Source organism: Romboutsia sp. 1001285H_161024_C4 (assembly GCF_015550185.1).
GTDB lineage: Bacteria > Bacillota > Clostridia > Peptostreptococcales > Peptostreptococcaceae > Romboutsia_C > Romboutsia_C hominis.
In genome coordinates, this window is sequence record NZ_JADNAJ010000002.1 from 538,505 (window position 1) to 551,750 (window position 13,246).

The 13,246-nt window shown below is 26.6% G+C and carries 13 protein-coding genes and 1 riboswitch; of the genes, 10 read left to right on the forward strand and 3 right to left on the reverse strand.

The window, feature by feature from the left end; genetic code table 11:
- The first annotated feature begins 354 nt into the window (after positions 1 to 354).
- Together I1959_RS06155 and I1959_RS06160 are read left to right on the forward strand one after the other, a co-directional pair.
- A complete protein-coding gene (locus tag I1959_RS06155) occupies positions 355 to 1,239 on the forward strand; it encodes a mechanosensitive ion channel family protein (protein ID WP_330383719.1) in 885 nt (294 codons plus the stop codon).
- Positions 1,240 to 1,421: 182 nt separating this feature from the next.
- The gene (locus tag I1959_RS06160; protein WP_195237444.1) at positions 1,422 to 2,015 is read left to right on the forward strand and encodes a TVP38/TMEM64 family protein; all 594 of its coding nucleotides are present in this window, start codon (positions 1,422 to 1,424) and stop codon (positions 2,013 to 2,015) included.
- Between the two features lie 37 nt (positions 2,016 to 2,052).
- Here the strand turns inward: I1959_RS06160 and I1959_RS06165 are convergent, their stop codons facing one another.
- Together I1959_RS06165 and I1959_RS06170 are read right to left on the reverse strand one after the other, a co-directional pair.
- Entirely contained in the window at positions 2,053 to 2,589 is a 537-nt protein-coding gene (locus I1959_RS06165; RefSeq protein ID WP_092924970.1) for a metal-dependent hydrolase, read from the reverse strand.
- A 147-nt stretch (positions 2,590 to 2,736) separates the two neighbouring features.
- Entirely contained in the window at positions 2,737 to 3,429 is a 693-nt protein-coding gene (locus tag I1959_RS06170; RefSeq protein ID WP_092924972.1) for a superoxide dismutase, read from the reverse strand.
- Positions 3,430 to 3,616: 187 nt separating this feature from the next.
- Positions 3,617 to 3,792, forward strand: a riboswitch (Lysine riboswitch).
- A gap of 290 nt (positions 3,793 to 4,082) precedes the next feature.
- Between I1959_RS06170 and I1959_RS06175 the strand changes: the two genes are divergently transcribed.
- Together I1959_RS06175 and I1959_RS06180 are read left to right on the forward strand one after the other, a co-directional pair.
- A complete protein-coding gene (locus tag I1959_RS06175) occupies positions 4,083 to 5,822 on the forward strand; it encodes a Na+/H+ antiporter NhaC family protein (RefSeq protein WP_195237446.1) in 1,740 nt (579 codons plus the stop codon).
- A 131-nt stretch (positions 5,823 to 5,953) separates the two neighbouring features.
- Positions 5,954 to 7,144 carry a pentapeptide repeat-containing protein gene (locus tag I1959_RS06180; protein ID WP_092924976.1) on the forward strand — a complete coding sequence of 397 codons (1,191 nt, stop codon included), beginning with the start codon at positions 5,954 to 5,956 and terminating at the stop codon, positions 7,142 to 7,144.
- A gap of 50 nt (positions 7,145 to 7,194) precedes the next feature.
- Here the strand turns inward: I1959_RS06180 and I1959_RS06185 are convergent, their stop codons facing one another.
- Positions 7,195 to 8,244, reverse strand: a complete 1,050-nt coding sequence (locus I1959_RS06185; RefSeq protein WP_330383720.1) for a PTS sugar transporter subunit IIC — start codon at positions 8,242 to 8,244, stop codon at positions 7,195 to 7,197.
- A gap of 400 nt (positions 8,245 to 8,644) precedes the next feature.
- On the opposite strand from I1959_RS06185, the gene I1959_RS06190 reads away from it, so the two are divergent.
- The 6 genes from I1959_RS06190 to I1959_RS06215 all read left to right on the forward strand — a co-directional run bounded on the left by I1959_RS06190 (position 8,645) and on the right by I1959_RS06215 (position 12,977).
- Complete coding sequence (locus tag I1959_RS06190) at positions 8,645 to 9,214, forward strand: DNA-binding protein (RefSeq protein ID WP_195237448.1); 570 nt, start codon at positions 8,645 to 8,647, stop codon at positions 9,212 to 9,214.
- Between the two features lie 94 nt (positions 9,215 to 9,308).
- Positions 9,309 to 9,488 carry a hypothetical protein gene (locus tag I1959_RS06195; protein ID WP_092924980.1) on the forward strand — a complete coding sequence of 60 codons (180 nt, stop codon included), beginning with the start codon at positions 9,309 to 9,311 and terminating at the stop codon, positions 9,486 to 9,488.
- Between the two features lie 261 nt (positions 9,489 to 9,749).
- The gene (locus tag I1959_RS06200) at positions 9,750 to 10,421 is read left to right on the forward strand and encodes a response regulator transcription factor (RefSeq protein ID WP_195237449.1); all 672 of its coding nucleotides are present in this window, start codon (positions 9,750 to 9,752) and stop codon (positions 10,419 to 10,421) included.
- Positions 10,411 to 11,631 (forward strand): sensor histidine kinase, encoded by a 1,221-nt coding sequence (locus tag I1959_RS06205; protein WP_092924984.1) that lies wholly within the window; start codon positions 10,411 to 10,413, stop codon positions 11,629 to 11,631. Before I1959_RS06200 ends, I1959_RS06205 begins: the two co-directional genes overlap by 11 nt.
- 120 nt (positions 11,632 to 11,751) lie before the next feature.
- Positions 11,752 to 12,066, forward strand: a complete 315-nt coding sequence (trxA, locus tag I1959_RS06210) for a thioredoxin (RefSeq protein WP_092924986.1) — start codon at positions 11,752 to 11,754, stop codon at positions 12,064 to 12,066.
- Positions 12,067 to 12,083: 17 nt separating this feature from the next.
- Positions 12,084 to 12,977, forward strand: a complete 894-nt coding sequence (locus I1959_RS06215; protein ID WP_166505718.1) for an NAD(P)/FAD-dependent oxidoreductase — start codon at positions 12,084 to 12,086, stop codon at positions 12,975 to 12,977.
- The last annotated feature ends 269 nt before the right edge of the window (positions 12,978 to 13,246 follow it).

A 13,246-nucleotide genomic window follows, 5' to 3' on the forward strand; every position in this document is an offset into this window, starting at 1 on the left:
TTGATGCTATACATGATACAGTACATGAAATGTGTAAAGATGAAGCAAGACATGGTAAAGCATTCTTAGGTTTATTACAAAGACATTTTGATGCTAAATAAATTATAATATATTTAAAGGTTGTCTAAACTTAGGCAACCTTTTTTTACGCTTAAGGAAATTATGATATTTTAAAAATGTGGATAAATATTGTAGTTAGGTAATATGTGAGTTAAAGTTACAATAGCTAATTAAAAGGACCTATAATTTTAAATAGTTATATTTTTGAAATAATTGTATTATATAGACATATTGCAAAAAATAAGGTAATATGTATGAGTAAAAAGTCGAAAGTTTTAAAAGAGGTGGTTATAAATGACAAATCCAGATGCAATAGCAAAAGAAGTGTCGAGTAAGGTACAACAAATGAGTAAAATGCCACTTGATACACTTATTGAAAAATTTATAGGATGGGTTACTGAATATGGAATAAAGCTTATAATAGGTCTTATAGTTATATCTATAGGATTAAAGATTATAAAAAAGGTAGTAAAACAATTTGGAGTATTTTTAGAAAAAAGAGATGTTGATATAACATTAAGAAGATTCATACAGTCATTAACAGCAGGTGTGTTAAAAGTTATATTATTTATAGGAATTCTTGGCTATTGGGATGTTAAATTGACAGGTCTTGCAGCGATTGTAGCTTCTGGTGGGGTTGCCATAGGTTTAGCCCTTCAAGGCAGTTTATCTAACTTTGCAGGTGGTTTTATAATATTATTACTTAGACCATTTAAAGTAGGGGATTATATACAAACTGGAGTTTATGAAGGTACAGTTGAAGAAATAGGGTTATTCTATACTAAATTGACAACTATAGACAATAAGTTAATATTAATACCAAATGGAACATTGTCAAATGGTAGTTTAATAAACTATTCAGCAAAGGAAGAAAGAAGAGTTGATTTAACATTTAGTGTAGGATATGAAAATAATATACTCCATGTTAAGGAAGTATTAACGGATATCGTAAAAAAACAAGAGTTTGTTTTAGATAATCCTAAACCATTTATAGGTGTTAGTGCTCATAGTCCAAGTTCTGTTGACTTTATAGTTAAAGTATGGTGTAAATCGGAACATTATTGGGATATACATTTTAGCCTATTAGAGAAGGTCAAATTAAGATTTGATGAAGAAAATATAAGCATACCTTATCCACAAATGGATTTACATGTGAAAAAGGAAGATTTAGGTCTATAAATAAAAGCTAATACGGAAGTTTATCTGTATTAGCTTTTATTTATTTTAATTAATATATTAGAAGGAGCTATTTAAAGGTTAAATGGCAGCAATTGTTATATGAAGTTTTAGTCAAAATATGGTGAATTTAAGTGAAAATAGTGTATACTATAATATATAATAGACATAAGGAGAAATAGATTATGGAATATATTCAAGAATTAAATCATTTTGCACAAAACTATTGGATTTTAACCATGATAATAGGATTACTAGCAAGCTTTATTGAAAGCTTTTTACCTATACTTCCTCTTATGGCTATAGTAGGAGCTAATGCACTTTTACTTGGGCTATTTGGAGGTCTTGTACTATCTTGGATAGGATCTGGTTTAGGTACTGCATTGCTATTTTTAATTATTAGTAGATTTAACGATAATAAGTTATTTAATAAATTTAGAAATAAAAAAGTAGATAAAGCAATAAAATGGATGGACAAAAAAGGATTTAAGTTACTATTTTTTGCTTATTCTTGTCCCTTTGTACCAAGTTTTTTAGTAACAATAGCATCTGCATTTTGTAAAGTGGATCCTAAATGTTTTATACCTGCAATGCTATCAGGAAAGTTTATAATGTTTTTATTTATAAGTTATCCAATGAGTGACATAAAAGGTTTTATAAACAGTCCTGTTAAAATATTAGTATTTTGTTTATTAGTATTTTTATCATGGACTATAGGTAATAAAGTTAAGAAAAGTTTAGAGAATCATGAAAAAGATAATGAAACTGAAAATGTATAGAATATATAAAATAACCCATCTAATATTAGGTGGGTTATTAAAGTAATATATAAAATCTATATCCTAGTAAAAATATAACTATAAAGTTTAAAGCTTTGCATATTAACTTTTCTGTCTTAGAATTAGTTTTTATAGGAAGGAATGAAAAATTAATGGTTATAGGGTAAAAAATCTCTATACCTTCCTTAGTTAGCAGATCTAAAACTAGATGAGATACATATCCTACTAAAAAGCCGCAAGATACACATATAAATACTATATTACTATCTGTAGATTTTATTAAAAAATTGAAACCATAAGCAAGTAAAGATATAAAAATTAGACTATGTGTAAAGCTCCTATGCCTAAATCTAGAACCAAAATATTTATATATAATAGGATATCTTTTACTTATATAAGAACCTCTCATATCGATATCAGGATATAATGAACCTATATATGCAAAATATGTGTATATTAAAAGCAAAATAGCTTTATAAAATACACTATAATTATTTAAAAATGTTTTATATAAATAAGGGAGCGCTAAAAGTGCAAATATATAGCCTCCCTTAGTATGAGTTTCTTTTACCATTAAACCTCCTAGGTGATAGTATAATATTATTGATAATTATATTTGTATTAATTATATAGTAAATTGTAAAAATTTTCAAAAACTATTTTTAAAATATAATTTTAAAAGGATTGAATATACTTAAAATCTACAAATTATTATAAATTTTTATTTTAGATTTTGAATATAGTTTTCTTCCGCTTTACTCCAATTTATAATATTAAACCAATTATTTATATATTCGGCCCTTTTATTTTGATACTTTAGATAGTAAGCATGTTCCCATACATCGATTCCAATTATAGGTTTTAAGTTTAATGTAATAGGAGTATTTTGATTTTGAGTAGTTATAATCGATAGATTTCCAGAGTCATCAGATACAAGCCATGCCCATCCAGATCCAAATACACTTAGTGAAGCTTTATTAAATTCATTTTTAAAATTATCAAAAGATTTAAAGTCTCTGTTTATGGCACTTTTTAATTTTCCATGTAATTTTTTCCTATTAGGAGACATTATTTCAAAGAAAAATTCATGATTATATACTCCTCCACCATTATCTTTTATAGTTTTAGCTATTTCACTAGGCAAACAATCTAGACAAGTTAATAAATCAGAAATACTACAAGCATAAAGGTCAGGGTATCCTTTTATGGCATTATTTAATTTATCTAAGTAAGATTTATAATGTTTATCATAATGTAAGATCATAGTCTCTTTGTCTATATAAGGTTCAAGAGAATCATAAGAATAAGGTAGAGGCATAGGTTCTTTGGGGGTATATATTGGAGATAAAGAGAAAATATTTTGTGGATTAAAAAATATAGTTAATAATAAAGTTATAAATAAAAATTTTTTCATAAAATCACCTCATAATTAGTATGTTTACTATTTATAAAAAAATTTACAAAAGGTATAATAATTTATAAATTTAAATATAAATAACAAAATTATTATATATTATTTATAAATGATATAAAAAAAATCTTTTATACTTGAAAATAAAAATAAAGGTATATATACTATTAATAATAAAAGTGAATAAAATAAAAAGGGTAGAGGTCGCAATATTTAAAAGTACTAATGAGGAGTTAAGCGCGTAGAATCATTAGGAAAGGAACTATTGCCGAAGGGTATAGCTGATGCTTTAAGGTTATATGCCTGGGGGTACATAAAATATATGTATCACTGTCACAATTTATTTTGTGAAGAGCTACATTTGAGAAAAATTTATACATAGGTATAGTTATATTGCTGTGTCTAAAAAGTTAATGTATAACTTTATGTAAAAATTTATAAGTCTTGAGTGTATACTCAAGACTTTTTTACGCTTTAGGAAAATATGATACTTTAAAGAATGTGGATAATTATTGAAGTTGAGTAATACCAATCAGTTTGCAGAGCGTAAAAAAGACATTTTGAGCAACGGACGAAGTCGTTGGCGACATGAGCGAAGCGAATTTTTTATACCCTTATATTCACTAGAGACTAAACAATTTTAAGGGGGAAGTTTTATGAGAAGCAAGAGAAATTTTAGGGTATTATTAATGACTATTATAATTTTTATGATGTCTATGCCATTAGTATTTGCAGGGGGGGATGATATATCAACTATAAATTCAGAAAGACTTAAGATGATAACTTTAATACCACCATTAGTTGCTATAGTTTTAGCATTTATAACTAAGAATGTAGTAATATCGTTATTTGTAGGTATATTTTCAGGAAGCTTTATAATAAACATGTCATCTGGAAATGTTATAGTTGCTTTTGTTAATGCATTTTTAGATATAGTAAATAGGGCATTAAATTCATTAGCAGATCCATGGAATGCAGGTATAATACTTCAAGTTTTAGCTATAGGTGGGGTTATAAGCCTAGTAGCTAGAATGGGTGGTGCAAAAGCTATAGCAGAGAGCCTAGCCAAAAGATCAAAGACCGCTAGAGGGACTCAACTTATAGCATGGTTTTTAGGATTATTAGTATTCTTTGATGATTATGCAAATTCATTAATAGTTGGTCCTATAGTTAGACCAGTAGCAGACAAAATGAAACTATCAAGAGAAAAACTAGCGTTTATAATAGATGCTACAGCTGCACCTATAGCTGGGCTTGCTATAATATCTACATGGATAGGTCTTGAAGTTGGACTTATAAATGATGCATTTAACGGTATAGGAGTAGAAGCTGATGCATTTGGAGTATTTTTAAATACCATACCATATAGATTTTATAATATATTAATATTAGCATTTATAGTTATATCAGCAGTTCTAGCTAAGGATTTTGGACCAATGAGAGAAGCTCAAATTAAAGCCCGAAGTGTTAATAAAAATAATAACAATTCAAACAATGTTAGTAATGATAATTCTGATTTAGAGCCAAAAGAAGGTATAAAATTAAGTTCATGGAATGCAATAATACCTATAGGAACATTAATAATAGCTGCGTTAATTTCTTTTTATTATAGCGGATACACAGCAGCTATGAACTCAGATAACCAAAATCTAATACAATTATTTACTAATTCTCCATATTCATTTGATGCTATAAGAGAGGCGTTTAGTGGAGCAGATGCTTCGGTTGCATTATTCCAGTCAGCTTTATTTGCAAGTATTGTAGGCATAGTTCTTGGAGTTAGTAAAAATATACTTACAATCTCTGAAGCTATAGATGCTTGGATAGATGGAATGAAGGGACTTATTATGACTGGGGTTATATTAATACTTGCATGGTCATTAAGTTCTGTTATAAAAGAACTAGGAACAGCTAAATACTTAGTAACATTATTATCTGGAACACTACCAAATTTTTTATTACCAAGTGTAGTATTTATACTTGGAGCCATAATATCATTTGCTACAGGAACAGCTTATGGAACAATGGGAATACTTATGCCTCTTGCAATACCACTAGCTCATTCTATAAACCCAGAAATGTCGTTTATAGTAGCTAGTACTAGTGCAGTACTAACAGGCGCTATATTTGGAGATCACTGCTCACCAATATCTGACACTACAATAATGTCATCAATGGGAGCTGGATGTAATCATATAGATCATGTTAATACACAGATGCCTTATGCATTATTTACAGCCGTAATAACAGTATTATTTGGATATATACCGGCAGGACTTGGTATACCTGTTTATATAGTATTACCAATAGCTTTATTAGCTACATTTATAGGTATACATGTATTAGGTAAGAAAACGTATGAAGAAGTTGATAATATTATTTATACTATGGATTAGTTTTATTTAAAATAATAGAGTTTGTATTATATAGAATAATAATTATAAAATAAGATAATAATAATTGTAAAAAAAGAAAACGTAAAATATATTTTACGTTTTCTTTTCATCTAAAAGCAAGGAGTTATTCTATGGGATATATAAATTTTGAAGAAGAAAAGGCCGTAGTGAATGAACAATTATCAAATAGAAAAAAAAATAACGAAACATTTTATAAAGATGCAACTACAAAAAAAATAGAACTAAATGATTATGATAATAATTCAAAATATAGCTATAATAAAATAAAAGATAAACTAATCGGCAAAGATGGTATATTTGACGAACAAGATTTTTATGAAATAGTAGAGCAAGATATAATTTGCGCTAAATTTAGAAAATGTGATTTTAAAAATATTAAATTCAAAGACTGCACATTTATAGGTTGTACTTTTAATGATTGCAATTTTAGCGGTGGAGGAGTTGTATTTGAAAATTGTATATTCATAAAAGAAGGAAGTGAAAAACGACCTTCTTTAAATAAAAAAGACAATATAGGGTGTAGTTTCTATAATTGTGATATATATGCAAAATTTTTAAATAGTGACTTATCATATTGTATTTTCGAAAAATGTAAGATTAGTAACACAAGTTTTGAATTAACATATTTAAAATCTTCAATTATAATAAATAGTGAAATTGATATGTTTGAGATTATAGATTGTGATCTTTCAGGCTTTAAAATTTCAAATACATATATACAAGATATAATGTTTGATGATAAATTTACAACTAAATTTGATGCTAAAACATTTTTTGATAAAATTGAACCTAGAGTTAAGGATAAAAATGAATATGAAGGTATATATATGACATATAAAACTTTGTCCGAAAAATTTAAGGAAAATAACTTGAATAATAATTTTGGAGAATATTATTATATAGGGAAATGTACACAAAGAAAATGTGTTAAATTTTTACCTAAAATAAATTCGTATATATATTGGTTAGCATGTGGGTATGGAGAAAGACCTTGGCTTTGTGTATTATCATCTTTAGTAATAATGATAATATTTGCATTTATATTTTTAGCAGTAGGTATTGAGTTAGATGGACAGGTTATAAAATATAGTTTAAGTAATATTGGTACATGGAACCTAAAACAGTTTATTAAAGATTTTAATGAGGTTATAAATTTAAGTGTAGGTATGTTTGGAGCTGTTGGGTTTAACAATTCAAAGCCCACAGAAGTAGCATACATGGTAGCAAATATTGAAATGCTTGTAGGAATCATTATGATGGGAGTAGGTATAGGAACTCTAACGAGAAAAGTTGTAAGATAGTAATATATATAAAAAGAACGTAGAATTATCTACGTTCTTTTTTTTATATATTATGCTGCAGAAGATTCTTCTGTTCCACGTATCTCATCAGCAGTAAGTATTTTTGTATTTTTGAATAATGTATGTCCTATTAAAGCACCTATTATACTAACTACTATACATCCAACAGCAGCTATTAAAGCAGGAGTTCCGTTTTGACCAACTGCAACAGCGAAACCAGCTATAGGAGTTGCCATACCAGGAACACTTATTGCAAGTGGTGCAACATAAGAACTTACTAATGCAACTACAACACCTGATAATGCTCCACCTATAAAGTTAGTAACAAATACTGGTATTGGGTTAGCAGTTATTATATCTGATTGAGTTAAAGGCTCTATAGCAACAGCTATTGTATCTTTCTTTGAACCAAATTTCATTTTTGAGAAGAATACGAAGTTCATGAAAGAAGAACCAAATACTGCTAATGCACCTATTGCCATTGGAAGACCTGTTAATCCTATTATAGATGTTAAAGCCATTGATGATAATGGAGCAGTAGCAACAACTGTTATTAAACCACCAAGTATTATACCCATTAATATTGGAGATGTAGTAGAAGCAGCTGTTAAAGCTTGTCCTATTTGCATTAATGTATCATTAACTATAGGATCCATAAATCCTGCTATTGCTCTTGTTAAAGGAGCAGCAATTAATATTATAACTATTAAATCAAGACCAGCAGGAGTTTTCTTTTCTAAGAACTTAACAACGAATGATATTAAGTATCCTGCAACGAATCCTGGAAGTATTCCAAATCCTGAAACTGTTAAACCAACTAATACAGCGTATACTGGAGATACACCTAATGCTAAAGGTACTAATATAGCAGCAGCTACACCACCTAAAGAACCGTTGGCAGCTCCGACTTTCTCTAAGAAAGATATACCAAATTGTTGTCCAAATAAAGAAGCGTGGAATGCCTCAACTAAGAAACTTGCGCAAGCAGCACTTGCTAATGCACCCATTGCCTTCATTCCGTGAGGTGCTTTGTAACTAAATAATGTGAATAATGCCAGTACAACTAATAATAATGCTGTACTCGTAAGTATTTGCATCATGCTAATTTTCCTCCTAAATATATAAATGTAATGTTTTTTTCTTAAGGTACTGTTTTCCTTAATGTCATATTAACTTAAAGAAATCTTAAGACAATTTTGATTATAAAGCACATTTCGACAATTGTAAATAGTTTTGTTAAAAAAATGATAAAATTAAAGAAAAAATGTACTGTTATTTTAAAAAATATAAGAAAGTTTACAGTAAATGTTAATTAAATTTTAAAAAATGAAAATATTAACTTTAAAGGATATTGAATATAGAAAGTATAATAAAAAAATAAATTGTTATTTTAAAATACAATAAAAATATATAATATAAACTATAACACATAATTTTGTCTAAATAAAACTCTTATGATAATATGTAGGTATAAATTAACTAAATTACAAGGAGAAAAAAATGACAGGAAACGAAAGAATAAAAATATTTATGCAACTACAAAATAAAAACTTAAAGTTTCAAGATATAGCAGATAAGATGGAGATAAAACCACAAACATTAAGAAGTTATTTAAATAAAAAAGGGTACAAATTAACAAATGGAAAGTACGAATTAAAAGATGACATAAAAGAAGAGAAAAAACAAATAGAATTTAATGAAATTAAAAACACTAAAGTAGAAAAAAAGGAAAATGTAAAAAAAAATAATACTAAAAGAAAAACACAAAAACCTAAAAGAGATAAGAAAGTAAATTTAACACCTGAGGATATGGACAAGTTATGTGAGGTATATGATTGGTACTTACAAGTTAGGGATGTTAAGGCAATAAAGCCTAAGACAAAAACTTCTAAAAAAGACATAGTAATAGAAAAAAATAATATAGATGAACTAAAATCAACTAGCATAAGGGTAGATAAAAAAATATGGGAAGATTTTGAAAGGTTATGTAGTAATTCAAGTTTTACTAAACAAGAAATAATAACTCAAGCATTAAAAAACTTTTTAAAGGAAAATAAACATTTACTATAAAGGGTTAAGTATACAAATAAAAAAGAGGGGATTGAAGTGAATAAATCGTATTTATATGATTAATAATAAGGTTAAATAAAAAGGGGTGGTAAACATGAATGAAAATAATTACAATAAAGAAGAGATAGACTTTGAAAAATTAAACTCAACATTAGCTAACCCTGATTTTGCAAATTGGTACTACAATGAGTTTATGGTAAAAGACAATGTCGTTTCTATTGATGAATTTGTAAACATAATAAATACTTATAATTCAAATAATATTCAAAGTTAATAAGTAAGGCTTTAAATAGACATTCCTATATTAGACAGTGTTAAAGATGTAAAAGTTATATACATTAAATATGAGGAAAAATAAAATTATGATTAAAAATGATGAAAAACCTATTGTTAAGTTTATATTATAAGCTATACAGTAGGTTTTTTTATTTAGTGACTGTAAATGTTTTAAAAATATATATATGTATTGTATAATTATTTATATTATATAGGAAATTAATAGTAATAAACTTAGATTAAAATTAAGGAGATTGGCATGAAGGTTTTAATTGTTGAGGATAATTCTAAACTTTTAGAAAGTCTAGAGGAGGAACTAAAAAATCATTTTGAAGTAGATTCATGTAGTTTTGGAGAAGAAGCCATATACAATATTAAACAAAATATATATGATTTAATTATACTAGACTTAATGTTACCTGATATATCAGGATTAGATATATTAAAGTCTATAAGAAAAGATGGAATAGATACATTAGTACTTATTTTAACTGCTAAAGAAAGTTTAAATGATAAGGTATCAGCATTTGAGATAGGAGCAAATGATTATCTAACAAAGCCATTTTATATGGAAGAATTAGTAGCAAGAGTATATGCAATGTTAAGGACTAATGGAAAAATAAAATCTAATAATAAAATTGTATTTAAAGATTTATATTTAGATACAAATAATAAAACTGCATCTATAAATGGTGAAGATTTAAATCTTCAAAATAAGCAGTTTAATTTAATTGAGTATTTTATAATAAATAAAGGAACAATACTTTTAAAGGAACAAATATATGATAGAATTTGGGGAATAGATTCAGATGCTACTATAGAAATAGTTGAAGTTTATGTTAGCAATTTAAGAAAGAAGCTTAGCAAGTACGGATATGATAACTATATAAAAACTAAAAGAAAAGTAGGTTATATATTTGATGATAAATAAAAATGTATTTAGTAAAACTAAAAATCGTTTAATAAAAATAAATATAGCTGTAGTAGTAGCATTTCTTATAATATTTTCTATATTTATATATTCTTACTTTAAAGGACTTACATATAGCAATATAGACAAAAATCTTAAAGCTGAATTAGAAAATATAACTATGCAACTTAATAATAGATCTATATTTTATCCAATAGTGTTAAAAGACCCAAGTAATATGGTCTATGTTTATGAAGGAAATAGAATAAGATATTACACAGAAAATGGCTATTTTAATGAACTATTACCAAGACCTAAAAATAATAAGAATGATACTTTCTTTACGTACACTGAAAATGGATATACTTTTAGAGAATTAAACATTGATATTGGTAAATATAAAATACAAATAATAAGAAATATAGATTCGGAAAGAAACTCGTTAAAACAACTTATATTTGTATTTATAATAGGAGTATTAGTAGCTGTAATAATAACATATTTTGTAGCACTTTATTTAACTAAAAAAGCACTAATACCAATAGAAACTGCTTGGAATAATCAAGCTAAATTTGTTCAGGATGCATCTCATGAGCTTAGAACTCCAATAGCCATAGTATCTTCAAAGTTAGAAAGCTTATTAAAGCATCCAGATAGTACTATATCTGATGAAGTTGAATCTATAGCTGATGCTATGAAAGAAACAAGAAGAATAAAGAAGATGATAAGTGATTTATTATCATTAAGTAAAGAAGATAGTACTAATGATATTATAAAAGAAAATGTAGATATAAATATAATGATAGATGAGATAAGTAAAAATTATGCAGATATAGCAGAGATTCAAGAAAAAGAATTTCATACTAATATTAAATTAAAGAATAAAAAAATATTTACAGATAAAAATAAGTTAAGACAGTTATTATTAATATTTATAGATAACTCTTTTAAATACACAAAAAGTGGGGATAGTATATCAATAAGTGCTTATGAACAAAATAACGATATTATAATATATATAAAAGATACTGGAATGGGTATAAAAAAAGAAGATATCGATTATATATTTGACAGATTTTTTAGAAGCAATAGTATAAGACATAAAGATATAGATGGCTCAGGAATAGGATTATCTATTGCAAAAATGATTGCTATAAATCTTGGTATAACAATAACTGTAGATTCTAAAGAAAATGAGTATACATATTTTAAACTAACGATCCCTAGATAAACAAATTGTTTAGTGATATATATAGGGGGTATATAAATAATATAAATTAATGTTACAAATAATAACTATATTGTAATATAATTCATATTATAGATAAGAGAGTATTTAGGAGGTAAGAAAATGGCTAAAATAATAAAAACATCACAATTTAAAGGGGAAGTAGAAGAAAGTAAAGGGGTAGTTGTAGTAGATTTCTTTGCAACTTGGTGTGGACCTTGTAAAATGTTAGCACCAGTATTTGAATCATTAGGAAATGAAATGGATGATGCAAAATTTATAAAAGTTGATATAGATCAAAGCTTAGAAATAGCTCAAAAATTTAATATATCTACTGTACCAACAATGATGATATTTAAAGATGGAAAACCAGTAGAATCATTAGTAGGATTTATGCCAAAAGAAGCAATTAAATCAAAAGTTAAGTCACATTTATAAAATGATAGGTGGTTAATATGAGATATGATATGGCAATAATTGGAAGTGGACCAGCAGGACTTTCTGCTGCAATAAATGCAAAAATAAGAAATAAAAATATAATAGTATTTGGAAATGATAATTTAAGTAATAAATTAGTAAAAGCTCCATCAATAGAGAATTATCTAGGATTTTATGATATAAGTGGAGAAGATTTAAGAGATAAATTTAAAGCACATATAGAAAGCATGGATATTGAAATAGTAGATAAAAAAATAAATAACGTATATGCTATGGGAGATTACTTTGCTTTAATGTCAGGGGATGAAATGTTTGAAGCTACTACAGTTATACTTGCAACAGGTGTAGAGTATGGTAAGCCAATAAAAGGTGAAGAAGAATTTCTAGGTAAAGGTGTAGGGTATTGTGCAACATGTGATGCTCCTTTATATAGAGATAAAAAAGTAGCTATAATAGGTTATAATAAAGAGTCTGAAGAAGAAGCTAACTTCTTAAGTGAAATAGCATCAAAGACTTACTTTATACCTATGTATAAAAGAGAAGGTCTTATGAGATCTTCAGATGGTTTAGATAGTTCTATAGAAGTTATAAATGATAGACCTGTTCAAATCCATGGAGAAAATTTAGTAAATAAAGTAGAATTAAAACAACAAGAAATAGACGTAGATGGAGTATTTGTAATAAAAGATAGTGCTTCGCCTAAATCATTAGTGCCAGGAATAGAGACAGAAGGACCACATATTAAGGTTGATATTAATATGAACACAAGTATAAATGGATGCTTTGCAGCAGGAGACTGTGTTGGTAAACCATATTCTTATATAAAGTCAGCTGGTCAAGGTCAAATAGCAGCATTAAATGCAGTAGCTTATTTAGATAAATTAAAAATAGAACAAAAAAAGAATAATTAATAAAAAAAGCACTTAGATTAAAATCTAAGTGCTTTTTTTATGCCATATTTCAATACATCTGTTATAAAAAATACTTTTACAATAAATGTAGATATGATACAAGCTAATATTAATAAAGAGATAAGTTAATAATTATATTAATAACTTACCTATAAAATAAATTAACATAATAAAATAAAATTAAAAGACACTTAGAAAAGTTAGTAAAATAACTAAAATCAATGGTTTAAGTTAAATTGAATTTATTGTAAAATTAGAAATTTGCAAAT

Coding starts and splice junctions, on each gene's coding strand:
- I1959_RS06180 (WP_092924976.1), top strand. CDS start 5,954: ATGGGATATATAAATTTTGAAGAAGAAAAGGCCGTAGTGAATGAACAA.
- I1959_RS06160 (WP_195237444.1), top strand. CDS start 1,422: ATGGAATATATTCAAGAATTAAATCATTTTGCACAAAACTATTGGATT.
- I1959_RS06200 (WP_195237449.1), top strand. CDS start 9,750: ATGAAGGTTTTAATTGTTGAGGATAATTCTAAACTTTTAGAAAGTCTA.
- trxA (WP_092924986.1), top strand. CDS start 11,752: ATGGCTAAAATAATAAAAACATCACAATTTAAAGGGGAAGTAGAAGAA.
- I1959_RS06170 (WP_092924972.1), bottom strand. CDS start 3,429: ATGAAAAAATTTTTATTTATAACTTTATTATTAACTATATTTTTTAAT.
- I1959_RS06215 (WP_166505718.1), top strand. CDS start 12,084: ATGAGATATGATATGGCAATAATTGGAAGTGGACCAGCAGGACTTTCT.
- I1959_RS06165 (WP_092924970.1), bottom strand. CDS start 2,589: ATGGTAAAAGAAACTCATACTAAGGGAGGCTATATATTTGCACTTTTA.
- I1959_RS06185 (WP_330383720.1), bottom strand. CDS start 8,244: ATGATGCAAATACTTACGAGTACAGCATTATTATTAGTTGTACTGGCA.
- I1959_RS06190 (WP_195237448.1), top strand. CDS start 8,645: ATGACAGGAAACGAAAGAATAAAAATATTTATGCAACTACAAAATAAA.
- I1959_RS06155 (WP_330383719.1), top strand. CDS start 355: ATGACAAATCCAGATGCAATAGCAAAAGAAGTGTCGAGTAAGGTACAA.
- I1959_RS06175 (WP_195237446.1), top strand. CDS start 4,083: ATGAGAAGCAAGAGAAATTTTAGGGTATTATTAATGACTATTATAATT.
- I1959_RS06195 (WP_092924980.1), top strand. CDS start 9,309: ATGAATGAAAATAATTACAATAAAGAAGAGATAGACTTTGAAAAATTA.
- I1959_RS06205 (WP_092924984.1), top strand. CDS start 10,411: ATGATAAATAAAAATGTATTTAGTAAAACTAAAAATCGTTTAATAAAA.